We start from the raw sequence: 26,445 nt of genomic DNA, 5'->3' as shown, positions 1-26,445 counted from the left end.
CATGAGCGACACCCACAGCACCCACGCCTCCGCACACGGCGGCGGGCCCTTCATAGCCGCGATCGACCAGGGCACCACGTCCAGCCGCTGCATCGTCTTCGACAAGGACGGCCGGATCGTCGCGGTCGACCAGAAGGAGCACGAGCAGATCCTGCCGAAGCCGGGCTGGGTCGAGCACGACGCCGCCGAGATCTGGACCAACGTCCAGCAGGTGGTCACGGGCGCGCTGGAGAAGGCCGGGGTCACCAAGAGCGACGTCCTGGCGCTGGGCATCACCAACCAGCGCGAGACGACCGTCCTGTGGGAGAAGGCAACCGGCCGACCGGTGCACAACGCCATCGTCTGGCAGGACACCCGCACCGACACGCTCTGCAAGGAGCTGGGCCGCAACGTCGGCCAGGACCGGTTCCGCCGCGAGACCGGACTGCCGCTGGCGTCCTACTTCGCAGGCCCGAAGATCCGCTGGCTGCTCGACAACGTCGAGGGGCTGCGGGAGCGCGCCGAGCGGGGCGAGATCCTCTTCGGCACCATGGACTCGTGGGTCATCTGGAACCTGACCGGCGGGCCCGACGGGGGCAAGCACGTCACCGACGTCACCAACGCCTCCCGCACGCTGCTGATGAACCTGCACACCATGGCGTGGGACGAGAAGATCTGTGCCTCCATCGGCATCCCCATGGAGGTGCTGCCCGAGATCCGGTCCTCGTCCGAGGTGTACGGCGAGGCCACCGGTGAGCTGGCGGGGCTGCCCGTCGCCTCCGCGCTGGGCGACCAGCAGGCGGCGCTGTTCGGCCAGACCTGCTTCGCGCAGGGCGAGGCCAAGTCCACGTACGGCACCGGCACCTTCCTGCTGATGAACACCGGCCACGAGCCGGTCAACTCCTACAACGGGCTGCTCACCACGGTCGGCTACCGCATCGGTGACCAGCAGCCGGTCTTCGCGCTGGAGGGCTCCATCGCGGTCACCGGCTCGCTGGTGCAGTGGATGCGCGACCAGATGGGGATGATCAACAGCGCGGCGGAGATCGAGACGCTGGCCAGCTCCGTCGAGGACAACGGCGGCGCCTACTTCGTCCCGGCGTTCTCCGGGCTGTTCGCCCCGTACTGGCGCTCGGACGCGCGCGGCGTCCTGGCCGGCCTGACCCGCTACGTCACCAAGGCGCACCTGGCCCGCGCGGTGCTGGAGGCGACGGCCTGGCAGACCAGGGAAATAGTCGACGCGATGCAGAAGGACTCGGACGTCGAGCTGGCCGCGCTGAAGGTGGACGGCGGTATGACCGCCAACAATCTGCTGATGCAGACCATCTCGGACGTACTGGACGCGCCCGTCGTCCGTCCGATGGTTGCTGAGACCACCTGTCTCGGTGCGGCATACGCGGCCGGCCTGGCCGTCGGCTTCTGGTCGGACACCGACGAGCTGCGGGCCAACTGGAAGCGCGCCGCTGAATGGACCCCCCGCATGGACGCGGACACGCGTGAGCGGGAATACCGGAGCTGGCTCAAGGCCGTGGAGCGGACCATGGGCTGGATCGAAGAGGAGAACTGAGAGTAATGAACACCTCGCAGAGCGTCCCCACCCTCGGGACGCACCCGACTGCCGGCAGCAACCCTGGCCGCGCAGAGACCAGAGGGCTGCTCGCAAACGCGACGTACGACCTCCTGGTCATAGGCGGCGGCATCCTGGGCACCTCGGTCGCCTGGCATGCGGCGCAGTCGGGACTGCGGGTGGCCATGGTGGACGCCGGCGACTTCGCCGGTGCCACCTCCTCCGCGTCCTCGAAGCTGGTGCACGGCGGCCTGCGGTACCTGCAGACCGGCGCGGTCAAGCTCGTCGCGGAGAACCACCACGAGCGGCGGGTGCTGGCCAAGGACGTGGCCCCGCACCTGGTCAACCCGCTCACCTTCTACCTGCCCGTCTACAAGGGCGGCCCGCACGGCGCCACCAAGCTGGGTGCCGGTGTCTTCGCCTACTCGGCGCTGTCCGCCTTCGGTGACGGCGTCGGCCGGGTCATGGCCCCCGCCAAGGCCGCCGCCGACAACCCGGCGCTGCGCACGGACAATCTCAAGGCCGTCGCGGTCTACCACGACCACCAGATGAACGACTCGCGGATGGCCGTGATGACCGTCCGCGCCGCCGTGGAGTCGGGTGCCGTCGTCCTCAACCACGCGGAGGTCACCGGGCTGCGCTTCACCCGCGGCCGGGTCACCGGTGCGGAGCTGCGGGACCGGACGGACGGCACGGAGTTCGGCGTCAACGCGCGGCTGGTGCTGAATGCGACCGGCCCCTGGGTGGACCACCTGCGCACGATGGAGGACAGCGGTGCGGCGCCCTCCATCCGGCTGTCCAAGGGCGCCCATCTGGTGCTCAAGCGCAAGTCGCCGTGGCGGGCCGCAATGGCCACCCCCATCGACAAGTACCGCATCACCTTCGCCCTGCCGTGGGAGGACCAGCTGCTGCTGGGCACCACGGACGAGGAGTACACCGGCGACCCGGCGGACGTGCGGGCCACCGAGTCGGACATCCAGCAGATCCTGGACGAGGCCGCGTTCTCGGTACGGGACGCCGACCTCGACCGCGACCTGATGACGTACGCCTTCGCCGGGCTGCGCGTACTGCCGGGCGGCCCCGGCGGCGTGGAGTCCGCCAAGCGCGAGACCGTCGTCACCGAGGGCAAGGGCGGCATGCTGTCGGTCGCCGGCGGCAAGTGGACCACCTACCGGCACATCGGCCGTACGGTGCTGAACAAGCTGGAGAAGCTGCCTGGTGGTGCCCTCGCGGCGTCCATGGAAAGCACAGTGCCGGTCAAGGAGCTGGTGCGGCGCACCCCGCTGCCCGGCATCGCCAACCCCAACGCGGTCGCGCACCGGCTGCTGGTCGACCGCGAACCGGGCGTCCGTATGGACCCGCTGACCGCCCGCCAGCTGGCCACCCACTACGGCTCGCTCTCCTTCGACATCGCCCGCCTGGTCAACGAGGACCCGTCCCTGGGCGAACGCATCCACCCCGACGGCCCGGAAATCTGGGCCCAGGTCGTCTACGCCCGCGACCACGAGTGGGCCGAGACGGTCGACGACGTCGCCCGCCGCCGCACCACTCTGACCATCCGCGGCCTGGACACCGACGAGGTCCGCAACCGCATCGAAGAACTGCTCGCCAAGCGGAACTGACCCCGCAACAGCACACGGGACCGCGGCCCGGAGCAGCCCGCCCGGCCAAAAGCACCGACCGGGAGAGCCATCTGAAGGGGCGTACGCCAACCACGGCGTACGCCCCTTCGTCGTGTCCGATCGGATTCGCGGCCGAACCCCCACAACAGGGGGCGCTGCCCTCAAATGCCGGTGGCCGTAGGACAGATGAGCTCCTATGATTCTCCAGTCCCCGGTAGCCCCGGCCGCCCGGGCGAGGGCGCCTTTGATCAACGCGTATCCCGGTGCGAACGAGCGGAGCCGACTTCTGTGACGACAACTCCACGGTTGCGGTCACTCGTTCCCTATGCCGCCTTCCTCGGCACTGCCGCCGCGATCTTCTTCGGCATCGTCGCCGGGCTGGACTCCCCGGCCATCGGCTCGACCCGGCTGGCTCTGGCCTCGACAGCAGCACTCCTCTCAGGCGGGCTGGCCTACTGGCAGGTCAAGACGCAGATACAGCAGCAGACCAGGCTTCCGCAGCTCCGCAGCAGCAGCTCCCGCAATCTGCCGGGCACCGGAAACCTCTTTCAGCTTCCGCCGGACATCGAGGATTTCACCGGGCACTACGACCAGGCTGCGGCGCTTGCCGAGCAGTTGGTGTCCCGGGACAGCGGCACCGCCCTGCCGCTGGTGACCTTGTACGGGAAAGGGGGCGTCGGCAAGACGACCCTTGCCCTGCACGTCGCCCATCGCGTCCGCGCGCACTTCCCGGACGGGCAGATATACGTGGACCTCAGGGGCGCCGAAGCCCAGCCGTTGCGTCCCGGTGAAGTGCTGACCCGGTTCCTGAGCGAGATGGGCGTCGAGCCCCAGAGCATCCCCGAGAACCCCGAAGACCGGGCCCGCATCTACCGCGCCCAACTCGCCGAGCGGCGAGTGCTCCTCGTACTCGACAACGCACGCAACGAGGCGCAGGTCCGCCCTCTCCTGCCGGGCAATCCCGACTGCGCCGTCCTCATCACCAGCCGGACGCGGCTGATCGGCCTGGCCGGGGCGCACATCCAGCCGGTCGAGATCATGCGGAGCGACCACAGTGTGGATCTCCTCAAGGCGATCGTCGGCAGGGAACGCGTCTCCGCCGAACCGGAACCGGCCCGGGAGATAGCCCAGTTGTGCGGGCATCTCCCGCTCGCACTGCGTATCGCCGGTGCACGGCTCTCGGCCCGGCCGATGGAGCAGCTCGCCGCTTTCGCCACCCGGCTGCGGGACGAGACCGGCCGACTGGACCTCCTCAAAGCCGGTGACCTGGCAGTGCGGGCCAACTTCGCCCTCAGCTACCACGGCTGCGACGCATCGCTGCGGCGTGCCTTCCGGCTCCTCGGCACGGTGAAGGCGCAGGTCTTCTCTCCCGTCACCTTGGCGGCGCTGGCCGATGTGCCGGTCGAGGAAGCTGCCGAGAGTCTGGAGCAGCTCACCGACTTCGAACTGGTGGAGGTCGCCGAGACCGACCGGTACGGCACCTACCGATACCGGCTGCACGATCTGCTGCGGGTCTTCGCCCAGGAGCGGCTCGCCGAAGAGGAGGCGCCGGAAGCCCGCCGCAGCGCCGCGGCACGTCTCATCGACCTGTACATCACGCTGACGACATACGCCGCCTCCCGGGTGAAGCCCGGTGCCGTTCCGGAAACCTCCTCCGCTCCCCCAGCGCCCGAGACACTGCGGGCTGACCCGAAGGGGTGGCTCCGCTCGGAACGCTCCACCTATCTGAACGCCGTGGGGCTGGCGGTGGAGCACAACCTGGAGGGGCGCGCATGGCGGCTGGCCCAGGTGATTGCCACGCTTCCGTGCGAGCCCACGGACTGGGAGGACTGGACAGCGGCGCTGCAGGCGGGGCTGACCGCCGCCATCGCCGATGCGACCGTGGCGGCCGAGGCCGATCTGCGCCGCGCACTGGGCTCCCTCCACCGGGACAGGGGAGATTACGAACCTGCGGTACGCGAACTGACGGCCGCGATCGCGCTGCACGAGCAACTCGGCGACGATCTGGGCGCTGCCGTTGCCAACGGGGTACTGGGAGACACCTATCGCTACACCGGGCAGCTGACCGAGGGCATCGAGTGCTTCCGGAACGCCCTCGCCGTCTTCCGCGCCAACCGCATGGACCGCAGAACAGCGTGGGCCCTCAACGGCCTGGGGGATCTGTACCGCGGCAGCGGCCGGTGGCAGGAGTCCTTCGACTGCTTCACCGAATGCGTCCAGCTCTACGACAGCGCGGACGACAGGGCAGTCGCAGCCAAGGCCCGGATCCGGTTCGGCATTCTCCACCGGGACCAGTGCCGGTATCGCGAAGCCGAGCGGCTGTACGCGGACGGGCTGGCCGTACTGCGGCAGGAGGGAGACCGCCGCTGGGAAGCCCGCGCGCTGCGTCACATGGGGGTTCTCTGGCGGAACATGGGCGACACGGACCGGGCGACGGCAACGCTGCGTGAGGCCCTCGACATTTTCGAGTCCCTCCTCGACCGACGGGGCATCGCCGTGACCCTGCGCAATCTCGGGGACAACCACCGCCGGGCAGGGCAACCGGCGGAGTCGCTGCGGAGTCTGGAAGAGGCGCTGCGGATCTTCCGGGTCCTCGGGGACCACCGGTGGGAGGCACGAACGCACATCAGCCTGGCCGACACCCTGCGCCGGGAAGGGGACGGGGAGCAGGCCGCCTCCCACCTCGCCGAGGCTTCGTCCATCTACCGGACCATGGGATACCCACAAGGTGACGCCCGCGTCCGCTACAGCAGCGGCCAGCTTCACCTCCAGCGACGCGAATGGCCGGCCGCCTGCACTGCGTTCGACGAAGCACGTGCCGCCTTCCTGGAGATGGGCGAACACATCTGGGCAGCCCGCGCCCTGGCGAGATCCGCCGAGGCTCTCAAGGCTCAGGGCGATGCCCAGTGGCGTGAGACCCGTCGGCGGGCCTACGCGGAATGCCGTCGGCACGGTGCGGAGGACGACAGTGAGTGTGCGCAGTGGCTTGCCGCCTGGTGAGAGCGGAAGCCGGGGAAGGAACGCAGTGAAGCAGACACGCTACGAGCGCACGTTGCACCTGCACGGCGGATTGGCAGCGGCGATGTCCGAGGCTTCGCGCGCCGCCCGGGACGCAGTTGCCGTACGCGGCCCGGAAGAGGAAGCAATCCGCGACGTCGCGGCCGGTGTCGCGGCTCCCCTGCTGTCCGGCTACGTGCTGTGGGTGCTGGAACAGGCCCGTACGCGAGAGCTCGGAAAGCTGTGCTTCCTCTCCAGGGACGCCCAGGTCCTCCACGAGATCGCCGGAACGCTGCTCCCCGCCCTCCCCGCCCGGGACGGCTTGCCCGAGCTGCGCTATGTGTACAGCAGCCGTCGTACGTGGAGCCTGGCCGCCTCCGACGCATCACAGCTGGCGGATGCCGACTGGCTCTTCAACAGCTTCATCCGTTCCAACGCGGCGGACGTGTGTGCGCGGCTCGGTCTCGACCCGGACGACGCGGCCGGAGTGCTGGACCGCGTCGGTGCTTCCCGCGAGCCGGATGCCAGGGCCGACTGTCCGAAGCAGAACGCGGCGCTGCGCCGGTTCGTCGCCCAGCCCGAAATAGCCCAGGCTGCGGCCCCGCGAATCGAGCGTATGCGCCGTCTGGTTCGGGAGTACGCCGATCAGGAGGGAATGGCCTCGGCCACAACAGGGCTGGTCGACGCCGGGTGGACGGGGCGGATGGTGGGGGCCCTGCACACGGTGCTCGCCGACGCGGAACTGCCGCTCCCGCACGTCTACTTCTGGGGGCACGAGCATCGGGCCACAGGGGGTGTCGACCTGGCCCACCTGAGCCCCTACATGTACAGCACTGCAGGTGAACCCGGGACGCGATGGCGGGTTCCGGATGTTCCATACATTGTGGAAACCTTCTGCATGTCCGACCACAGCATCGTGTCGGGCTACCGGCGTGCGGACTCGGGAAAGGTGGTCGCGGAGCTGGAGGAGACGAACGCTGCCGTATCGCGATGGGGCTTCGTCGTCTGCCGCGACACAGTGCGTGCTTTCGCCGCCGCGCTCGCCGGACTGCTCTCGTCGGCCTCCGCCGAAACGCTGACTTCCGCCGAAGAGGTCCGGCCGGTGCTGGCTCAGGTCCTGAGGGAGTTCTGGCTGTTCCCCGAGTACGAGGAGGCAGCCGCCTGGGGGGCCTACCCCTTCGATTCCGATCCCGTCGGACGCTCCGCGCTACCGCTGGCCCGCCCCTTCAGCCCCGAGGAACTGGCGCAGGCCGGGCGGGGGCAGGTGCCCCGAGGAGACCGCGCGTGGCTCCAGGGATCCCTGGCACTCAGCGGAGAACCCGGCCGCCGCGCCGCAGCCGAGCTCAGGAGCGAGTACGAACGGCTGGGCAGCCCAGCGACCGATTGAAACGTTCATCCTGAGACGATCACCAGTTCGGCAGCTTCGTAACGGGCTTGTCCCCTCCGGTTCGGTCGGGCCTTGGGGCGTGACACTGTCCTTGGCATGAACGGGGAAAATGTAAGGCGTTCGGGGCCGGGGGTGCGGCGGCTGCGGGTGAGGCTGCGGATGCCCGGCCGGACACGGGCGCGGCGGGCCGTGGGCTGGGCGGCGCTCGCGCTCGTGGTGCTGGTCGTCCTGCCGGTGACGGGCGCGGCGACGGCGCTCCGCGTCTCCTACGCGGGTGAGCCGCATGCGGACGCACGCACCCGTGGGCGGGACGCGATATGGCTCGGGCATGCCTGGGTGGACGGGCGCAGGGACGAGTCCGATCTCAAGGCTCTCAAGCGGCGGATGGCGGGCACCGGGATCCGCGATCTGTACGTCCACGCCGGCCCGTTGGAGCACGACGGTACCCTCCCGTCGAAGCGCTACCCCCGCGCCAAGTGGCTGCTGGACGCGGTCGAGCGGGAGCTGCCCGGGGTGCGGGTGCAGGCGTGGCTCGGCGACCGGCTCGTCTACGAGAAGGGCGAGCGCGGCGGGCTGCGGCTGGCCGACGGTGCGGCGCGGCGGGCGGTGGTGGCGAGCGCGCGGCAGATGCTGGACGCGGGCTTCGACGGGGTGCACTTCGACCTGGAGCCGCTGCATTCGGACAACGGCGACTATCTGCGGCTCCTGGACCGGCTCCGCCCGGCCGTCCACGCGCGGGGCGGGCTGCTGTCCGTGGCCGTGCACCAAATTGATCCGCTGCCGGGACTGCACCATGTCTCCGGCACGGTCGCCGGGCGCGGCAAGTGGTGGTCGCAGGAGTACTTCGGCAAGGTCGCACGGCGGGTGGACCAGATCGCGGTGATGTCGTACGACACCGCGCTGCCCGCGGAGAGCCTGTACGGCGGCTATGTGGCGCAGCAGACGGCGCTGGCCCTGGAGGTAGCACCCGCGGGGGTGGATGTGCTGATGGGGCTGCCCTTCTACCACACGGACGACATGGGGCATCACGCCTCGGCCGAGACGGTTGCCGCCGCGGTGCGCGGGGTGCGGCTGGGGCTGGGCCGCGAGGACAAAAGGCGCAGCCGGTTCGGTGTCGCCCTCTATGTCGACTTCGCGGCGACGGACAAGGACTGGCGGGACTACCGCCGAGGCTGGGGCACAACGAACGGCGGATCACCATGAACAAACAGACATCGGATGTCTCCGGGAAACAGCGCGTGGCCGTTACCGACGAGGCGATCGAGAAGATCAAGGGCATGATCGTCTCGGGCGCGCTGGGCCCGGGCGACCGGCTGCCCAAGGAGAACGAACTCGCCGCCGAACTGGGCCTGTCGCGAAACTCGCTGCGGGAAGCGGTCCGTGCCCTGTCGCTGATGCGCGTGCTCGACGTACGCCAGGGCGACGGCACCTACGTGACCAGCCTGGACCCGAAGCTGCTGCTGGAGGCGATGAGCTTCGTGGTGGACTTCCACCGCGACGACACCCTCCTGGAGTTCATGGCCGTACGCCGCATCCTGGAGCCCGCCGCCACGGCGCTGGCGGGGCCCCGGATCCCGGTGGCGGAGCTCGATGCGCTGGAGTCCCAGCTGGACGCGCTCGGTCCGGAGCCGTCCGTGGAGGAAGTGGTCGAATCCGACCTGGAGTTCCACCACCGCATCGTTGCCGCCTCCGGTAACTCCGTACTGTGCTCCCTGCTGGACGGCCTGTCCGGACCCACCACCCGGGCCCGGATGTGGCGGGGGCTGACGCAGGAGGACACCGTCGGCCGCACCCTGGACGAGCACCGGCAGATCCTCGCCGCCCTGCGCGCCCGCGATGCGGATGCGGCACGCGCATGGTCGACGGTGCACATCGCCGGCATCGAACAGTGGCTGCGCTCGGCGCTGTGAGTCGCCGACGGCCGACCTGCGGGCCGGCCCGGCGAACGGCTTGCTGCCGTCGCGGCACCGCGCCGGACCCACGCTGCCCGGGCGTACGGATATCCCGTACGCCCGGGCAGCGTTGTCGGTACGGCGGCGCGGCGGGGCGGTCGTCGAAGCCGGCCGCGCGGAGGGCGACGAGCAGCAGGATGAGGAGTACCTCCGCTCATACATCGGATGTATGTTTGCCGCGGCAGGGGTGTCCCGGGGCCTGTCGTGGTGGTCCCTGGCCAGAGCCGGTGCCCGGGGGGCGCACGGGTTGTCGTTCGGGGGCGTGCGGGGGCTGCGGGGCGGGCACCGGCACGGCATAGGCTGGGGCTCGCACAGAACGGCAGCAGCCGTACCCGGAAAAGGAGCCGGCAGCAGCACGAAAAGGGCTGGCAGCGGCAGGCGCCGGCAAGCCAGGACAGCAAGTTAAGGAGGAGCTGGGTGATCGAGCTGGAGGGGGTTCCCGAGCTGGTCGACCCAGTCATGGTGGCCGCGTTCGAAGGCTGGAACGACGCCGGAGACGCCGCCTCAACCGCGGTCGCGCACCTGGAGAAGGAGTGGAAGGGCGAGGTCTTCGCCGCGCTGGACGCGGAGGACTACTACGACTTCCAGGTGAACCGCCCGCAGGTCTTCCTGGACGGCGGTGTCCGCAAGGTCACCTGGCCCACCACGCGGCTGTCCGTCGTCCGCGTGGAGGACGCCGACGGCAAGGGGAAGCGGCGCGATCTGGTGCTCGTACGCGGTATCGAGCCCAGTATGCGGTGGCGCTCGTTCTGCAACGAGATCCTGGGCTTCGCCCACGAGCTGGGGGTCGAGCTGGTGGTCGTGCTGGGCGCGCTGCTCGGCGACACCCCGCACACCAGGCCCGTTCCGGTCACCGGCGTCACCTCGGACTCCGACCTGGCCCGCACGATGCATCTGGAGGAGTCGCGGTACGAGGGCCCGACCGGCATCGTCGGCATCCTTCAGGAAGCCTGCACCCACGCAGGCGTTCCGGCCGCCAGCCTGTGGGCGGCCGTACCGCACTACGTGTCCCAGCCGCCCAATCCGAAGGCGACGCTCGCCCTCCTCAACCGGCTCGAGGACCTGCTGGGGATCCGGATTCCGATGGGCGAGCTGCCCGAGGACGCCCGCGCGTGGCAGATCGGCGTCGACCAGCTCGCGGCGGAGGACAGCGAAGTCGCCGAGTACGTGCAGTCGCTGGAGGAGGCGCGGGACACCGCCGAACTGCCGGAGGCGTCGGGGGAAGCCATCGCGAAGGAGTTCGAGCGCTATCTGCGTCGCCGCGACGGAGGCGGCTCCGCCGAGGGAGGGACGACGCCTGGTACTCCCCCCTATTTGCGGGACCCGGGGCAACAGCCGCCGCCCCCGCCGCCGAAGCCCGGCGGTGAGCCGCCGCGCCCGGAGGAGCCGGACGACGACGAGTAGCCCTTTCTGCGCCGCAGTAGCCTTCTGCGCCGCACTGCCCTTCTCCGCCGCAACGGTTGGAACCCGTAAAACCAGTCCGGCGGTGCCGCTGTTACCAGCACCGCCGGACTGCTGCTTAGAGGTTCCGTTGCGACGGGAGCCGTTGCGGGAAGAGGCGCTGCGGCGGGACGAGTTAGAGGGCCACGCCCAGCAGGGCGTCGACCGTCCGCGAGACCAGCCCCGGCGCTCCCTCGTCGGTGCCGCCCCGCGAGTTCTGCTCCTCCGCCCAGGCATCGACCGCCGCCAGCGCCGCGGGGGCGTCGAGGTCGTCCGCGAGGGCGACCCGCACGGACTCCAGCATGGACTCCGCGGGCGGACCGTCCGGCCGCGAGACGGCCGAACGCCAGCGGGCGAGGCGCTCCTTGGCCTCGTCCAGCACGGCCTCGGTGTACTCCCAGTCGGCGCGGTAGTGGTGCGCCAGCAGAGCGAGCCGGATGGCGACGGGATCGACGCCGTCCCTCCGCAGCTGGGAGACGAAGACGAGGTTCCCCTTCGACTTGGACATCTTCTCGCCGTCCAGCCCGACCATCCCCGCGTGCACATAAGTCTGGGCGAAGGGGAACTCACCGGTCAGCGCCTGCGCGTGCGAGGCGCCCATCTCGTGGTGCGGGAAGGCGAGATCGGAACCGCCGCCCTGGACGTCGAAGCCCATACCCAGGTGTTCCAGCGCGATGGCCACACACTCGATGTGCCAGCCGGGACGCCCGGGGCCGAGGGTGCCGCCGTCCCAGTGCGGCTCCCCCTCGCGGGCAGCCGTCCACAGCATCGGGTCGAGCGGGTTCTTCTTGCCGGGCCGCTCGGGGTCGCCCCCGCGCTCGGCGGACAGCAGCCGCATCGTCTCGGCGTCGTAGCGCGAGACCTTGCCGAAGTGGGCGTCGGACTCGACGGAGAAGTAGATGTCGCCCTCGAGTTCATAGGCGGCGCCCATGTCGCGCAGCCGCTCGACCAGCGGAACGATCGTGGGAATGGACTCCACAGCACCGATGTAGTGCTTCGGCGGCAGCATCCGAAGGGCCGTCATGTCCTCCCGGAACAGCGCCGTTTCGCGTTCGGCGAGGGCCGTCCAGTCCATGTTCGTCGCGACGGCCCGCTCCAGCAGCGGATCATCCACATCGGTGACGTTCTGTATGTAGTGAACCTGGCGCTTGGTGTCGAGCCACACGCGCTGCACAAGGTCGAACGCGTTGTAGGTCGCCGCGTGCCCCAGGTGGGTGGCGTCGTACGGGGTGATGCCACACACATAGATACGGGCGACAGGACCGGGGGTGAGGGTCACTCGGCCACCGGTCGCGGTGTCGTGGATGTCGAGGTCGCGGCCCTGTCCAGGCAGGACGGGGACCTCGGTAGCGGGCCAGGCATGCATGCCTTGAGCCTAACCCGGACCTGTGTTCTGTATCCGGCCGGATGGACGCCGTACGGCCCGGCCGGGTGGCCGCCCGGAGGGGGGCGGTCTGGGTCGTCACCGCCCGGACCGGTGACGCCTTAGACCGGTGGCCAGGGGATCGCGGGCCACTCGCCGCTCGGCAGCGGGTGCCGCCCGGAGCTGAGCAGCGCCTCCACCCTCTTGCGCGCGGCCTCGACCTCGGCCTCGGTCAGCAGCCGGGAGAGCCGTACGGCCAGCGGGGCCCCCTCGGAGAGCGCGGCGGACAGCGCGCGCAGCGCCTCGACGGCCTCGCCGGTCAGCTCCTCACCCGCCCACCCCCACAGCAGGGTGCGCAGCTTGTCGTCCACGTGGAAGGTGACGCCGTGATCGATGGCGTACAGCGCGCCATCCGGCCGGGGCAGCAGATGCCCGCCCTTGCGGTCACCGTTGTTGATCACCGCGTCGAGCACGGCGAGCCGCCGCAGCCGGGGGTCGTCGGCGTGTACGAGCAGCGCCGTCCGACCGTCGCCCACGTCCGCGAAACCGACCGCCTTCCAGCCCTCGCCCGGCTCGTCGCCGTCGACCAGGGCGAGCAGCGGCGCGGGCTCGTCCGCCGACGGGTCCTCCTCCGCCGGCGCTGCGTCCTCCGCGTCCTCTTCGGCGTCCGGCCGCTCCCCCACCCACGCCTGGCACATGCCCGTACCGTACGGGCCCTCGCGCAGCACAGTGGCGGGTATCAGGTCCCAGCCGGTGGTGCGGGAGATCTCGTAGGCCGCGACTTCACGCTGGGCGAGGTTGCCGTCGGGGAAGTCCCACAGCGGGCGCTCACCGGCGACGGGCTTGTAGACGCAGGGAAGGCTGCGGCCCTCGTGCTCGACGGTGCCGAACAGTACGGCGTTCGAGGCCGCCCTGATCCGCCCGTGCACCGTGAGGGTGCCCTGCGCGAGCAGCTCGCGGGCGGCCTCGGCGGCCGGAGCCGTGCCGTTGCCGGGTGGTGTGCCGTTCATTCGCCCCGGCGGTATCCGTTCTGGCGCGGACATACGTGTCCCTCCGGGTCGAGCGGCAGGCTGCACAGCGGGCACGGCGGACGGCCTGCGTTGACGACCTCCATCGCGCGCTTGGCGAAGGCGCGGGCCATGCTGCCGCTGATCCGCACCCGGAGCATCGGGGGGCCGTTCTCGTCGTCCTGCAGCAGCCGTTCCTCGGCGTCGGCCAGATCCTCGTCCTCGCCGGGCTCCAGCTCCACGATGGCCTGCGCCTCGACGACCATCCGCTCGCCCTCGCCGTCCCAGGCAAGGGCCATGGTGCCGACCCGGAACTCCTCCTCGACCGGCGTCTCCAGCGGCGCGGTGTCGTCGACCTCGGAGGGAGCGACGGCGGGCACGGGCGCGCTGCCGCCGGAGCGGCGCACCACCTCGTCCAGGAGTTCGTCGATCCGTTCGGCGAGCGCTTCGACCTGCGCTTTCTCCAAGGCCACACTGGTGGTGCGGCCTCCTGCACTGGCCTGGAGAAAGAAGGTGCGGCGGCCAGGCAGACCGACGGTACCGGCGACGAACCGGTCCGGCGGGTCGTACAGAAATACCTGACGGGACACGTTCTGCTCCGTTGGGTTCGACGGATTGAGTGGCTTCGGACATCCGCACCCTACTGTGCGTTCCGATCATCGTGCTCAGGCGCTTCCGCCCACGGTTGCGTTCCCCTCCCCGGTGCCTCCCCCAGTACTTCCAGTGTCGCCCTCTTCGTCCGTGCGGTCCGGTGGCGCGAGGGAGGCCAGCTCCCCGGTGTCGCCGAGCCGCAGCAGGAAAGGGCGCAGAGGGGTGTAGGCGATGGCCGTGACCGAGCAGGGGGCGACGGATATCCGCTGGAAGAGATCGAGGTGCATGCCGAGCGCGTCCGCGACGATCGATTTGACGAGGTCACCGTGCGAACACATCAGGTAGACGGCGTCGGCGCCGTGCTCCGCCTCGATACGCGCGTTCCAGTCGCGTACGGCGTCCACCGCGCGGGCCTGCATGGCGCGCATCGACTCGCCGCCCGGGAAGGCGGCGGCCGAGGGGTGGCGCTGGACGGTGGCCATCAGGGGTTCGTCGTTCAACTCGGCGAGCTTGCGGCCCGACCAGTCGCCGTAGTCACACTCGGTGATGCGCTCCTCGGTGTGCAGCGGCAGCTCGGGGCGGGCCGCGGTCAGCGGCCTGAGGGTCTCCTGGCAGCGGCGCAGCGGGCTGCTGACGGCGGCGGCCAGCGGGAGGTCCCGGAGCCGCCCTGGCAGCTCGGCCGCCTGCTGCCGGCCGTGCTCGTCCAGGGCGACTCCCGGTGTGCGGCCGGCCAGCAGCCCGTCGGTGTTCGCCGTGGACCTGCCGTGGCGTACGAGGATCAGCGTGGGCATGCCGCAACCCTAAGCGAGCCGCCTCAGGTGCCGCTCTCCGGTTGTGAGACGGCCAGAGGGCGGAAGAATTCGAGAGGTGATCGTCGATTGTGCGCTCTACCGCAACGGGCAGCGCGCGGACCGTCCGGAGGACTTCTCAGAGGCGCTGCGCCAGGCCCGGTCCGCGGCTGACGCATTCTTGTGGATCGGCCTGCACGAGCCGACGGAGGCGGAGTTCGACCGGGTCACCCATGCCTTCGGCCTGCACCCGCTGGCGGTGGAGGACTCACTCCACGCCCACCAGCGGCCGAAGCTGGAGGTGTACGCGGACTCGCTGTTCCTGGTGCTCAAGCCTGTCGCGTACGACGAGGACAGCGGCCAGCTGAGCACGGGTGAGCTGATGGTCTTCGTAGGCGACTCGTTCGTGGTGACCGTACGGCACGGGGAGGCCAACCCCCTGGGCTCGGTACGCAGACGGCTCGAGGACGAGCCGGGCGTGCTGCGGCACGGCCCGACGGCGGTGATGTATGCGGTCAGCGACACCGTCGTGGACCACTACTTGGAGGTTGCGGCAGCGCTCCTGACGGCCCTGGACGATCTGGAGGCCGGTCTCTTCTCCCGGGAGAGCAGCCAGGCGCCGGACATGGTGAGCCGGATCTACGAGTTCAAGCGGCGCGCGCTGGAGTTCCGCCGGGCGACGGTGCCACTGACGGATCCGGTGACCCGGCTGACGGGGTCGGGGGTGCCGTTCGTGCACGAGGACTCGCGGCTGTTCTTCCGCGATGTTGCCGACCATCTGTCACGGGTGAACGAGCAGGTGGAGTCCATCGACCGGCTGCTGTCGGACATTCTGTCGGCGTATCTCGCCCAGATGGGCGTGCGCCAGAACGACGACATGCGCAAGATCTCCGCCTGGGCCGCGATGTTCGCCGTGCCGACAGCGATCGCGGGGGTGTACGGCATGAACTTCGACCACATGCCGGAGCTGCACTGGGTCTGGGGCTATCCGGCGACGATCCTGCTGATGGCGACGATCTGCGTGGTGCTCTTCCGCGTCTTCAAGCGCCGCAACTGGTTCTGAGCCCCGACGTGGGCCTCAGGCGTACCCCGGCGCCGTGTCCGCCCGGCCGGTGCCCAGCGCGTTGCGCCGCTCGGGCATCCGCAGGCGGACCATCCGGCGCCAGCCGCCCAGCCGCTCCCCTACGTACCGGCCGTGGATGCCCAGCGCGATGAGCCCGTACCTCACCCCGGACCAGCCCAGGATGCGGGCCATCCGGCTCATGACGGCCAGGCTGACGTCGCGGTAGACCTTGATCTCGGCCAGCGCGCTCTCGCGCAGCAGCGCCCGGATGGTGCGGGCGTGTCCGGCGCGGGCGAGGTGCAGCAGTTCCTCGTGGCAGTACGCGAGGTGGTTGTCCTCGTCCTTGGAGATCATCTTCACCGCGCGGCCGAGCTCCGGATGGTCTCCCGCCACCTTCTTGAGCATGATCATCTCCTCGGAGGCCCGCTGTTCGGTGACCCGGCTGTGGGCGAGGTAGGTGAGCACGTCGTGCTCGGTCAGCTGCTCGTCGCGGCGCAGCTTCTCGTGCGCCAGCCCGACGCCCAGCCCCTCCAGGATCATCGTGTAGTCGGTGTCGTCGGGGATCTCGGCCGCCTCCAGACCTCGCTTGTTCAGCAGCGCCATGAAGATCCGGCCGTGCTTGTCCTCGTCGGCACCGTGCCGGGCGATCTTGGGTGCGAGGTGGCGCTGGGTCCCGGGGATCAGCGCGGCGATACGGCCGTTCTCCCAGCCGCCTTGGGCCTCGCCGCTGGCGGCGATGGAGCAGAAGAGCCGGAAGGACTCGTCGTTGTCGAGGATTTCCTGGAACAGACTCCTGGCCGAGAGCATCGCTGCCACCTCCGTGCACGAGTTCCGAACAGCACGACATCCGAGAAGAACGAGTCAAATGCCGTGTAGGCGAACGGGCAACAGGTGAGCAGTCGATATGCGCCGAAAGCAGGAGGCGTTCCGCCCGCCCGCGTAACCGGGCGGGCGGGGCCGCGTTGTGCTCCGTGACGGCCGTGGCGGGGTTGACCCCGAGCCCCCACCACGGCCGCAGACTTCCGAGGCGCGTTACGCCTTGCGGGCCGGGCCTTACGCCTAACGGGCGCCCTCTGTGAGGGCGCCCGTCTTCGCGCCCGTCCCGAGTCAATACGCCTAGGAAGCGAGCCCGGCCCGCTCCAGCGCCTCGACTCCGGCGCGCAGGCCGGCCAGTCGCTCCTCCAGCGAGAACCCGGCCGGGGACAGCGACAGCGTCGTCACCCCGGCGTCCGCGTAGGCACGCATCCGGTCCGCCATCCGCTCGACGGGGCCGATCAGGGTGGTGGAGTCGATCAGCTGGCGCGGGATCGCGGCGGCGGCGCCCTCCTTGTCGCCTCCCAGGTACTTCTCCTGGATCTCGGCGGCTTCCTTCTCGTAGCCCATGCGCTGGGCGAGCTTGTTGTAGAAGTTCTGCTTGCGGCTGCCCATGCCACCGACGTAGAGCGCGGTGTACGGGCGGAAGAGGTCGGCGAGCGCGTCGATGTCGTCGCCGACGGCCATCGGGACGGTGGGGCACACATCGAAGCCGTCCATGGTCTTGCCCGCGGCCTCCCTGCCCGCGCGCAGGTGCTGCAGGGTGGTCTCCTCGGCATGCTCCGGGGAGAAGAAGACCAGCAGCGCACCGTTGGCGATCTCGCCGGTCTGCTCCAGGTTCTTGGGGCCGATGGCGGCGATGTAGAGCGGGATCTCCTCGCGCTCCGGGTGGACGGTCAGCTTGATCGGCTTGCCGGGACCGCCGGGCAGCGGGAGCGTCCAGTGCTGTCCCTCGTAGGACAGCCGCTCGCGGGACATGGCACGGCGGATGATCTCGACGTACTCGCGGGTGCGGGCGAGTGGCTTGTCGAACTTCACCCCGTACCAGCCCTCGGACACCTGCGGTCCGGAGACGCCGAGGCCGAGTCGGAAGCGCCCGCCGGAGAGCGAGTCGAGGGTGGCGGCCGTCATGGCGGTCATGGCGGGGGTCCGGGCCGGGATCTGGAAGATCCCGGCGGCCACGTCGATCTGTTCGGTGTGGGCCGCCACCCAGGTGAGCACGGTCGCGGCGTCCGAACCGTACGCCTCGGCCGCCCAGCACACGTCGTAGCCGAGCCGGTCGGCCTCCTGTGCGACGGCGAGGTTGTCCGCATCCATCCCGGCGCCCCAGTAGCCGAGGTTGATGCCCAGTCGCATCCCCATCCCGCACCCACTTCCCTTACTGATCAGTAATGTCCCTGACCCCCGGACTCTAACGCCTGCCACAACTACGCTCAACGCCCATGGAGCGAAGGCACCTCGGCCGCACTGGCCTGCGCGTATCCCGGATCGGACTGGGCACTCTCAGCTGGGCGCGCGGCGGCGGCGTGAGCGGCGCGGCCGACCGCACGGGACACGGCGGCAGGCACGAGACCTACGAGCAGCACGACCAGCACTTCCAGAACGCCGCCGACCAGCTCAAGACGTTCTGGGAAGCGGGCGGCACGCTCGTGGACACGGCCGACGTGTACGGCGACGGCGAGGCGGAGTATCTGCTGGGCCGGCTGATGCGCGACTACGTACCGCGCCGCGACCTGGTCGTCGCCACCAAGGCGGGCAGCGTGCCCGATCCCGACCGCCGCTTCGACTGCTCGCGCGGCCACCTCCTGGCCGCGCTGGACGCCTCCCTCGACCGGCTGGGCACCGACCATGTGGACCTGTGGCAGGTGCACGCGTACGACCTGTACACGCCGATCGAGGAGACGCTCCAGGCGCTGGACGTGGCTGTCAGCAGTGGTCGCGCCCGGTACGCCGGGGTGTCCAACTACTCCGGCTGGCAGCTCGCCAAGGCCGGCGCCTGGCAGCTTGCGGCACCGGGGGGACGGCAGCCGCTGGCCAGTACCCAGATGGAGTACTCGCTGCTCCAGCGCGGCATCGAACGGGAGGTGCTGCCCGCCGCACGGGACCTGGGCATCGGCCTGCTGCCGTCCTCACCGCTGGGCCGCGGCGTGCTCACCGGCAAGTACCGCCAGCCCGGCCCGCCGCCGGCCGGATCGCGCGGCGCCTCCGAGCGGCTGGCGCCGTTCGTCGAGCCGTATCTGGACGAGACCGCGGGGCGGATCGTGGACGCGGTGGCCATAGCAGCCGACGGGCTCGCCCTGCCCCCGCTCCAGGTGGCTCTGGCGTGGGTGCGCGACCGGCCCGGGGTGGTGGCACCGATCGTCGGCGCACGGACATCGGAGCAGCTCGCGGAGGCTCTGTCAGTGGAGGGCCTTAGTCTTCCAGACGAAATCCGCGCGGCGCTGGACGATGTCTCGGCCCCCGTGCACCGCTACCCCGACCAAGACTGGAGCGAGCTGTGAGCAACGACAAGGCAGCCGAACTCCTCGCGGCCGTCCGCGCGGTGGAGAGCGGCGAACGCTCCGCCGCCTCCTTCTTCGCCGAGCCGAAGGCCGCCCCCGCCAAGCCCGCCCGGACCGCCGAGCCGGGAGGGGCCGCCCGGCCCGCCGGGATCGCCGGGCAGGGGCGCGCGGCAGGACCGGTCACCGTCCCGGACGAGGTGCGGGCCCTGCTGGTCGAGGGCGGGGCGCCCGAGGCGCTGGCGCGGCGCGTGGTGGAGACGCTCGGCGAGGGCGCGGCCGAGTTGCTGCGCACCGACCCATGGCAGCTGCTCGCGGTCCCCGAGGTGCGCCCCGAGCAGGCCGACGGTTTCGCCCGCGCCCTGCTCGGCGACGAGGCGGGGCCCGGTGACCCACGCCGGGCGGTCGCGCTGGTCGTCCGGCTGCTGGAGCGCGCGGCACTGCGGGGCGACACGGTGCTGGCGCCGGACGCGCTGGCCAGGGGCCTGGCCCAGCACGCGGTGCCTGACCCGGACGAGGCCGTGCGGGAGGCCGTCGACGCGGGAGCGGTGCTGGTCTTCGAGGACGCCCTGGACGCGGGCCCGGCCCCCTCCGCCATGCAGGAAGGCGACACCGAGGAGGAGGAGCGCCCGGTCAACGTCCTGGTGGGGCTGGACCGGTACGCGCTGGCGGAGGAGAGCCTGGCCGACGGACTGACCCGCATCGCCGGCACCTTCCGCCCAGCGGGCACGGCGCACGAGGGAGCGGCGCACGAGGCGGAGGGAACCTCGGATCGGGAGGCTGCCGCCGGCTGGGCGGCAGCGGCCGAGGCTGCCCCCTCCCCCTCCGCACGCGAACTGATCCATGCCGTGGCCGGGAGCGGGCTGGTCACCCATACGGGCGGCGAGGCATCCCGCGCCGAGATCGCCGCGCTGGTCACCGCCGCACAGGGGCTCGGCCTGCGCGCCTGGGCCCTCACCCATACGGATGACGGGCGTGACCGCATGGCACGCCTCCTCCCGGAGCTCCCGGCCGCCGGCCCGGACGACACCCCCGCGGAGCGGGGGGCTGACGCGGGCGCGGACGCACGGCCGGGCGCGGGCTGCGCCACCGTCGCCGGAGTGCTGGCGGACGCGGAAGGGCCGGGCCGGGACGGGGAAGGAGCGCTCGCCGTCGATCTCGTGGCGGTCTGCGACGCACCGCAACTCGACGCGGAGACGGCCGCCGCACTGCTGGAATCCCTGCCGGACGGGGTCCGGCTGGTGCTCAGCGGAGATCCGGGCCTGCTGGGCGCCGCGGGCCCCGGACAGGTGCTCCGGGACCTGATGGCCGCCAAGTACTGCCCGCATGTCGCCTCGCGTACCCCGGATCCGGGACCGGTGGGCGAGCTGGTCTCGGGCATCGGCGTCGGGGAGCTGAACCAGGTGGCGGCGCCGGGCAAGGAAGTCGTGATCGTCCCCGTCGCCGACCCGGGCGAGGCCGTGCACCGCACGGTGCAGCTCGTCGCGGACTCGGTGCCGCGGGCGCTCTCCATCCCGTCCGCCGGGACCCAGGTGATCACTCCGGGGCACGGCGGCGCGGCGGGGACGCGCGCGTTGAACGCCGCCCTCAAGGAACGGCTCAATCCCGGCCCCGGCCGCTTCGGCGGCTTCGACCCCGGCGACCGGGTCACCTACTCACCCGCCCCCGGCCGTACGAGCGTCGGCGCCGTGACCTCCGCCGACGACCGCGGTCTCCATCTGACCTGCGCCGGCCGCAGCGTGACGGTCCCGCCCGAGCGGGTCCCCGAAACGGTGCGGCACGGCTGGGCGGTGACGGCCCACCAGGCAGCGGGCATCCGCTGGCCCGCCGCCGTCGTGGTACTGCCGGGTGACGCCGCGGGGGCGCTCACCCGGGAGTGGGTCTACACCGCCTTCAGCCGTGGCGAGCGCCATCTTTCGGTGGTGCACGGAGCGGGCGACGCGCTGCCCCGCGCGGTGGCCTCGGCCGTCGCCGGGGACCGGACGACGCGCCTGCGCACCCTGCTGACCGAATCCGTCCGCGCGGCGGAGGCAGCGCGGACGGCAGAGTTCGGCGGAGACGAGGAACCCGGCGCCTGAGCCACCCCCGCCGCGGCCGGGGATTGCCGCTCGACGCGCCACCTGTGCTGTCCGCTTCCGCGCCGCGCTGCGTCGCCGCGACGGAAGCGGCGGGCCGGTGGCCTCCCATCGGCGCCACCGAGTCCGTCGCATCCCTCGGTTGCCCGCGTCTCCCCTCGGCGCCGTCCTCGTACTCTCCTCCGCCTACTCGTCCTCGCCCTCTTCTTCATCCTCGTCCTCGTCCTCGTCCCGGGCTTCGAGGACCAGGTCTTCCTCGTCCTCGTCGAAGACGGAGCTGACGTCGAAGCGGCAGATCACGCGCTGGGGGTCCGCCTGGTCGAAGGGCGCCGACAGCCACTCGCCGGGCTCGGCGGGTTCGTCGACCGCCGTGACCCACATCGTGGAATCGCCCTCCTCAAGGCCGAACTCCTTGTGCCGGGTGGCGATCTCGTCCGGTTCGTACTCCCCGAAGAGCACCCCGAGCGCCGCATGCACACTGTTGCCCGGGGCGGCGCTCTCGACCCGCTCGTCCTCCGCCGAATCGGGGTCCAGCTCGGTGACGCGCTCGGCCTGGGCCTGCAACCGGTGCGGCTCGGAGATGACGTAGTCCCGCCGGATCAGAACGCTCAGTGCGCTGGGTGCTTCCGGCCCGGTGTAGGCGGGCAGGCCGTCGCTGCTGGGGATCTCGAACGGGGTGACCTCGTCGTAGACCTCGTACAGCAGTTCGTCGTAGGTCTCACCCGCGGCGGCCAGCGCGTCGAAGGCGGCATAGACGGCAGAGTCGAGTTCGGCGGCGTACTGCCCCGCCGACGAGGCGTCCCGCTCACCCGCACCGGCGTCGGCGCCCGCTCCGGCAGGCGCCCGGGACTCCCCCGCGCGGCGCTCGACGGCCTCGAGGTGCCGGTCCAGCGCGGCTTTGACCGCCTCGGCGGCGGCGCGTACGTCGGCAGCGGTGGGCTGCGCAGCATCAGACATAGTGCAGACGCTATCGGCAGACGGGGCCCACACGCACAATAGAGAGGATGCCGGAATACGAATTTCGCGATGTGTACGTCCCTCGGGGCGTATCCCGTAAGGCTGCGACTCAACTGCTGACCGATCACGCCGAGTACGGGCACTGGGAGCTGGCCCGGATGCGGCTGTACCCGGACGGGAGCCGTCGGGTGCGGCTACGCCGCCGCATCATCCGCCAGCTGCGCGCCACCTGGTGACCGCCGTTCGCGGGTGAGGGGCTGCGAGGGAGCGGGCCCGCCGGTTGCGGGACCGCTCCCTCTGCCGTGCCCTGTGCGGCCACGGCCCGGAACCGGGCCGGCCGCCGCAGAGGTCAGCGGCGGATGGCGGCCCGGGAGCGCCGGTAGAGCACATAACCGCCCGCGAGCAAGCCCGCGCTCAGCGGCGCGGCGACCCAGAGCTGCGAGCTGGCGCCGGTGTGCGCCAGTTCGCCGTCGGCCCCTGCGGTAGCGGGGTCGTGGGAAGCCGAGGGTGCCCCGGAGACCTCGGACGCCGCGGCCTTCTCGGATACCGACGACCCCGATACGGCCTCCGGCACGGAACCGCCGAGCACCTCACCGGTGCTGCCGGGCTGGGGGGACGCGCCCGGGGCTGTGGGCTCACCAGGCCCGCCGGGTCCGGGCGGGTTACCGGGCTGCCCCGGCTGCTGGGGGTCTCCGGGCCGCCCGGGATCCCCGGGGTCATCCGGGTCGCCGGGGCTCCCGGGGTCACCCGGGTCGCCGGGTCGGTCCGGATCACCGGGCTTGCCGGGGTCTTCCGGGTACCCGGGGTCGACAGGGCCCGGGCCCGGCTCCGACGGGTCCGGCTGGCCGGCGCAGCCGTTGCCGTGCGCCGGGTTGAGCGCACCGCCGACATCGACGGTGTTGCCGCAGACGTTCACCGGCACATCGACCGGAACCTGCGCGTTGTTGCCCGAACCGACGCCGGGCGAGTCGTGCGTGGAACCTCCCGCGCGGGCCCCGCGTCCGCCCTGCGGGCCGGCGCCGTCGTTGCCGCAGCCGTTGCCGGACGCCGGGTTGAGCAGGCCGACGACGTTGACGGTGTTGCCGCAGACGTTGGCCGTGACGTTCACCGGTGCCTCGACGTTGTTGCCGGAGAGCACCCCCGGCGAGTTCGCGCTGCCTCCATGGGCGCCCGAGTCCGCGAGCGCGGTCCCCCCTGACATCGCGAGGAGGCCGCCCGCTGCGGCCATGGTGAGCAGGCCCTTTCTGGTGCCTTGTCGCATGGTTGTGGAATCCCCTGCCTAGTGGTGGCTGTCTATGACCGGCCAGGGGGAGGCGCACCGCGCGCGCCGTCCCGCCCCCCTCAAGACCTGAGGGCCCCGGAGCGCGTGGCGCGTGCTCCGGGGCCGCTCAGATGCATTGCTCACCGATCGGGTCGGATGAGGCTCGGCGTCAGTTGGCGACGCAGGTGTTGCCGAACGCGGGGTTCAGCAGCCCGACCACGGAGATCGTGTTGCCGCAGGCGTTCACCGGCACGTGGACGGGGACCTGCACGTTGTTGCCGGAAACGACACCCGGGGAGTGCACAGCGGCACCCTGCGCACCGGAGTCGGCGACGGCCATACCCGCACCAGCCAGCACAAGACCGCTGGTGGCAGCCGCGGCGGCGATGACCTTCTTGATCATTGTTCCTCCTTGTTGGCAATACGGTCCCAGCCGGGGACCGCACTCCCTGTAACGAGGATGGAGGAATCAGGCTACGAACTGACTAGATCATTCACTCATCCCAGTCGCCTCCGCACAGGTGGCCGATTACCCGATTACCGCCCCGGACCGGTCAACGACGCATGACGCACGACGGGCGCCCGGCGGTGTTACGCCTGGTCCAGGAACCGGTCCAGCACCCGGACCCCGAACTGCAGTCCTTCGACCGGAACCCGCTCGTCCACGCCGTGGAACATCCCGGCGAAGTCCAGCTCCGGCGGCAGCTTCAGCGGTGCGAAGCCGAAGCAGCGGATGCCCAGGTCGTCGAAGGACTTCGCGTCGGTTCCCCCCGAGAGCATGTACGGCACGGCACGGGCGACGGGGTCCTCCGCGCGCAGCGAGGACTGCATGGCGTCCACCAGCGCACCGTCGAACGTCGTCTCCAGCGCCTTGTCGGCATGCACGTCCTCACGCCGCACGCGCGGCCCCAGCAGCCGGTCGAGATCGGCCAGGAACTCCTCCTCGTGTCCCGGTAGGAACCGCCCGTCCACGTGCGCGGTGGCCTGACCGGGGATGACGTTGACCTTGTAGCCGGCGCCGAGCTGGGTGGGCGCCGCGGTGTTCTGCAGCGTGGCACCGATGATCTTCGCGATACCGCCGAGCCTGGCGAGGGTCTCCTCCATGTCCTCGGGATCGAGCTCGACGCCCAGCGCATCGGAGAGCTCGTCCAGGAACGAACGGACCGTTTTGGTCACCCGGACCGGAAACTTGTGCCGGCCCAGCCGTCCGACGGCCTCGCACAGTTCGGTGATCGCGTTGTCGTTGTTGGTCATCGACCCGTGGCCCGCGGTGCCGTCCACGGTGAGCCGCATCCAGTGCATGCCCTTCTGGGCCGTCTCGACGAGATAGAGCCGCAGGTTCTCGTTCACCGTGAAGGAGAAACCGCCGACCTCGCCGATGGCCTCGGTGACCCCTTCGAAGAGATCGGCGTGGTTGTCCACCAGGTGCCGCGCCCCGTAGACGCCGCCCGCCTCCTCGTCCGCGAGGAAGGCCAGCACTATGTCGCGGGGCGGCTTCCGCCCGGCACGCATCCGGTCGCGTACGACCGCCAGCGTCATGGCGTCCATGTCCTTCATGTCGACGGCGCCGCGTCCCCACACGCAGCCGTCGGCGATCTCCCCGGAGAACGGGTGATGCGTCCAGTCGTCGGCGTTGGCCGGCACCACATCGGTGTGCCCGTGGATGAGCAGGGCGGGGCGGGAGGGGTCCTCGCCCGTGATCCGCGCCACGGTCGAGGCACGCCCCGGGCGGGACTCGATGATCTGCGGCTCCAGGCCGACCTCGGCCAGCTTCTCGGCGACGTACTCCGCCGCCGCCCGCTCCCCGGGGCCCTCGTTGTTGCCGTAATTGCTGGTGTCGATCCGGATCAGCTCGCGGCAGAGATCGACGACCTCGCTCTCGGCGGTAGCGGCGCTATCGGCACTCACACTGCCTCCTCTTCTCGCAGGTAGACCCCCATCCTCCCGCCCACACCCCGGCACCCCAAGAGCCGGGTGATCGCAGTCCTCATCGGGTGCTAAGGTTTAACCCGTCGCAAGGCCGCCCACCGGCCCCGCGGCACACCCGGTCGGGGTGGCGGAATGGCAGACGCGCTAGCTTGAGGTGCTAGTGCCCTTTACAGGGCGTGGGGGTTCAAGTCCCCCTCCCGACACGTACTATTTCCCCAACGCGTGCGGGTCGAGGTTCGCCTCGACCCGCACGGTTGCTTTTCCGGGGTCATAGGTCAGCTGAAGTCCCAGGGCTGCGTACAGCTCCGCCTTGAGCCGCGGTTCCGCCCTCGCAAGGCCGTGCGCAGGTCGTCGGTGGACGAGACCGTTCGCGATTCTCTTCCTCCGACAGGCGCGGCGAAGACTCCCGGGCCGAGAGGTAGGCCATCGCTTCGGCCTTCTCGGCCCTCGCTTCGGCCATCCACGAGGCGACCGTAGGGGCGTCTGCGCCGGCTTCGAGAGCTTCGCGGTAACGCACGAGGTTCCGGTCACACTTCTTGATCTTCTCCTGGGTCCGCGCCGCCTCGACGTCCTCCGGCAGATCCTCCTGCGCTGCCCACAGCGCGTGCACGGTCTCGGCCAATCGATGCGGCGCACAGACCCGCCCGATCCACGCATCTACCGGCGGGACGAGATCCCGCTCCGGCAGGTAGCGGTTGTGCGGGTGCCAGATCTCGTTCGCCAGGGCGTACTCGTCCGGGAAGCGGCAACGGTAGGAGAGAGCCCCACGACTCTTCTGCCCCTGCATCTTCCGGCTGCACAGCCCGCAGATGAGCCTTCCGCGGAAGACATAGGCATGACGCGTAACGGCCAGGTCCTTACGAACGCGGGTGCGGCCCTGCGCTCCCATCAGGTCCTGGACCTGCAGATAGGTCTCCAAGCTGATGAGCGGCTCGTGCACGGGCCTCTTCGACCACACCCACTCAGACTCGGTGTTCCAACGCTGTCTCGTCTCGTGACCGAGAGCGACGTCCTCGACATTGATCAGCCGCTCTTCCTTCCGCTGCCGATTCCACACCTGATGTCCGGTGTACCGGGGATTCTTCAGGATCGCCCGCACCGCGCTCTTCGACCACGCCACGCCGGACCGATGAGCATTCCTACGACGGTCGCGCGC

At 70.8% G+C, this 26,445-nt stretch carries 22 protein-coding genes and 1 tRNA gene; 12 read left to right on the top strand and 11 right to left on the bottom strand.

Annotation, left to right across the window (positions count from 1 at the left end; all coding sequences use genetic code 11):
* Position 1 precedes the first annotated feature (1 nt).
* From glpK to ACTWP9_RS19320, 7 genes are all read left to right on the top strand, one after another.
* The gene (glpK, locus tag ACTWP9_RS19350; RefSeq protein WP_443247454.1) at positions 2 to 1,546 is read left to right on the top strand and encodes a glycerol kinase GlpK; all 1,545 of its coding nucleotides are present in this window, start codon (positions 2 to 4) and stop codon (positions 1,544 to 1,546) included.
* 5 nt (positions 1,547 to 1,551) lie between these two features.
* On the top strand, positions 1,552 to 3,168 hold the full coding sequence (locus ACTWP9_RS19345; RefSeq protein WP_443247453.1) for an FAD-dependent oxidoreductase: 1,617 nt from the start codon (positions 1,552 to 1,554) through the stop codon (positions 3,166 to 3,168).
* A 288-nt stretch (positions 3,169 to 3,456) separates the two neighbouring features.
* Positions 3,457 to 6,168 (top strand): ATP-binding protein, encoded by a 2,712-nt coding sequence (locus ACTWP9_RS19340; RefSeq protein ID WP_443247452.1) that lies wholly within the window; start codon positions 3,457 to 3,459, stop codon positions 6,166 to 6,168.
* A gap of 25 nt (positions 6,169 to 6,193) precedes the next feature.
* Positions 6,194 to 7,552: a hypothetical protein gene (locus tag ACTWP9_RS19335; protein WP_443247451.1), complete on the top strand. Its 1,359-nt coding sequence runs from the start codon at positions 6,194 to 6,196 to the stop codon at positions 7,550 to 7,552.
* A 96-nt stretch (positions 7,553 to 7,648) separates the two neighbouring features.
* The gene (locus tag ACTWP9_RS19330) at positions 7,649 to 8,755 is read left to right on the top strand and encodes a hypothetical protein (RefSeq protein WP_443247450.1); all 1,107 of its coding nucleotides are present in this window, start codon (positions 7,649 to 7,651) and stop codon (positions 8,753 to 8,755) included.
* A 35-nt stretch (positions 8,756 to 8,790) separates the two neighbouring features.
* Entirely contained in the window at positions 8,791 to 9,462 is a 672-nt protein-coding gene (locus ACTWP9_RS19325; RefSeq protein ID WP_443247502.1) for a FadR/GntR family transcriptional regulator, read from the top strand.
* 459 nt (positions 9,463 to 9,921) lie between these two features.
* The gene (locus ACTWP9_RS19320; RefSeq protein WP_443247449.1) at positions 9,922 to 10,908 is read left to right on the top strand and encodes a PAC2 family protein; all 987 of its coding nucleotides are present in this window, start codon (positions 9,922 to 9,924) and stop codon (positions 10,906 to 10,908) included.
* A gap of 172 nt (positions 10,909 to 11,080) precedes the next feature.
* Here the strand turns inward: ACTWP9_RS19320 and mshC are convergent, their stop codons facing one another.
* The 4 genes from mshC to ACTWP9_RS19300 form a co-directional block, all read right to left on the bottom strand.
* On the bottom strand, positions 11,081 to 12,310 hold the full coding sequence (gene mshC / locus ACTWP9_RS19315) for a cysteine--1-D-myo-inosityl 2-amino-2-deoxy-alpha-D-glucopyranoside ligase (protein WP_443247448.1): 1,230 nt from the start codon (positions 12,308 to 12,310) through the stop codon (positions 11,081 to 11,083).
* A gap of 119 nt (positions 12,311 to 12,429) precedes the next feature.
* Entirely contained in the window at positions 12,430 to 13,350 is a 921-nt protein-coding gene (locus tag ACTWP9_RS19310; protein ID WP_443247447.1) for an SCO1664 family protein, read from the bottom strand.
* Complete coding sequence (locus ACTWP9_RS19305) at positions 13,314 to 13,904, bottom strand: DUF3090 domain-containing protein (RefSeq protein ID WP_443247446.1); 591 nt, start codon at positions 13,902 to 13,904, stop codon at positions 13,314 to 13,316. Before ACTWP9_RS19305 ends, ACTWP9_RS19310 begins: the two co-directional genes overlap by 37 nt.
* 75 nt (positions 13,905 to 13,979) lie before the next feature.
* Entirely contained in the window at positions 13,980 to 14,696 is a 717-nt protein-coding gene (locus ACTWP9_RS19300; RefSeq protein WP_443247445.1) for a histidine phosphatase family protein, read from the bottom strand.
* Positions 14,697 to 14,763: 67 nt separating this feature from the next.
* Between ACTWP9_RS19300 and corA the strand changes: the two genes are divergently transcribed.
* Positions 14,764 to 15,756: a magnesium/cobalt transporter CorA gene (corA, locus tag ACTWP9_RS19295; protein WP_443247501.1), complete on the top strand. Its 993-nt coding sequence runs from the start codon at positions 14,764 to 14,766 to the stop codon at positions 15,754 to 15,756.
* Positions 15,757 to 15,771: 15 nt separating this feature from the next.
* Here corA and ACTWP9_RS19290 read toward each other — a convergent pair whose 3' ends face one another.
* Positions 15,772 to 16,563, bottom strand: a complete 792-nt coding sequence (locus tag ACTWP9_RS19290; RefSeq protein WP_443247444.1) for a ferritin-like domain-containing protein — start codon at positions 16,561 to 16,563, stop codon at positions 15,772 to 15,774.
* 309 nt (positions 16,564 to 16,872) lie between these two features.
* On the bottom strand, positions 16,873 to 17,925 hold the full coding sequence (locus tag ACTWP9_RS19285) for an LLM class F420-dependent oxidoreductase (RefSeq protein ID WP_443247500.1): 1,053 nt from the start codon (positions 17,923 to 17,925) through the stop codon (positions 16,873 to 16,875).
* 86 nt (positions 17,926 to 18,011) lie between these two features.
* Between ACTWP9_RS19285 and ACTWP9_RS19280 the strand changes: the two genes are divergently transcribed.
* Complete coding sequence (locus tag ACTWP9_RS19280) at positions 18,012 to 19,070, top strand: aldo/keto reductase (protein ID WP_443247443.1); 1,059 nt, start codon at positions 18,012 to 18,014, stop codon at positions 19,068 to 19,070.
* A complete protein-coding gene (locus tag ACTWP9_RS19275) occupies positions 19,067 to 21,145 on the top strand; it encodes a helix-hairpin-helix domain-containing protein (protein ID WP_443247442.1) in 2,079 nt (692 codons plus the stop codon). The genes ACTWP9_RS19280 and ACTWP9_RS19275 overlap by 4 nt, the downstream gene beginning before the upstream one ends.
* Positions 21,146 to 21,328: 183 nt before the next feature.
* Here ACTWP9_RS19275 and ACTWP9_RS19270 read toward each other — a convergent pair whose 3' ends face one another.
* Positions 21,329 to 22,099, bottom strand: a complete 771-nt coding sequence (locus tag ACTWP9_RS19270) for a hypothetical protein (RefSeq protein ID WP_443247441.1) — start codon at positions 22,097 to 22,099, stop codon at positions 21,329 to 21,331.
* 47 nt (positions 22,100 to 22,146) lie between these two features.
* On the opposite strand from ACTWP9_RS19270, the gene ACTWP9_RS19265 reads away from it, so the two are divergent.
* Entirely contained in the window at positions 22,147 to 22,335 is a 189-nt protein-coding gene (locus ACTWP9_RS19265; RefSeq protein WP_055498790.1) for a DUF5703 family protein, read from the top strand.
* 113 nt (positions 22,336 to 22,448) lie between these two features.
* Here ACTWP9_RS19265 and ACTWP9_RS19260 read toward each other — a convergent pair whose 3' ends face one another.
* From ACTWP9_RS19260 to ACTWP9_RS19250, 3 genes are all read right to left on the bottom strand, one after another.
* A complete protein-coding gene (locus tag ACTWP9_RS19260) occupies positions 22,449 to 23,360 on the bottom strand; it encodes a chaplin (protein WP_443247440.1) in 912 nt (303 codons plus the stop codon).
* 169 nt (positions 23,361 to 23,529) lie between these two features.
* Positions 23,530 to 23,763, bottom strand: a complete 234-nt coding sequence (gene chpH / locus ACTWP9_RS19255) for a chaplin ChpH (RefSeq protein WP_443247439.1) — start codon at positions 23,761 to 23,763, stop codon at positions 23,530 to 23,532.
* Positions 23,764 to 23,951: 188 nt separating this feature from the next.
* Entirely contained in the window at positions 23,952 to 25,268 is a 1,317-nt protein-coding gene (locus ACTWP9_RS19250; RefSeq protein WP_443247438.1) for a M20/M25/M40 family metallo-hydrolase, read from the bottom strand.
* Positions 25,269 to 25,407: 139 nt separating this feature from the next.
* Between ACTWP9_RS19250 and ACTWP9_RS19245 the strand changes: the two genes are divergently transcribed.
* Positions 25,408 to 25,492: transfer RNA gene (locus ACTWP9_RS19245), tRNA-Leu, on the top strand.
* Positions 25,493 to 25,557: 65 nt separating this feature from the next.
* Here the strand turns inward: ACTWP9_RS19245 and ACTWP9_RS19240 are convergent.
* Positions 25,558 to 26,409, bottom strand: a complete 852-nt coding sequence (locus ACTWP9_RS19240; RefSeq protein WP_443247437.1) for a recombinase family protein — start codon at positions 26,407 to 26,409, stop codon at positions 25,558 to 25,560.
* Positions 26,410 to 26,445 lie beyond the last annotated feature (36 nt).

Source organism: Streptomyces sp. 3N207, assembly GCF_052246355.1.
Taxonomy (GTDB): Bacteria; Actinomycetota; Actinomycetes; order Streptomycetales; family Streptomycetaceae; genus Streptomyces.
This window is presented reverse-complemented; position numbering and strand designations above follow the sequence as displayed.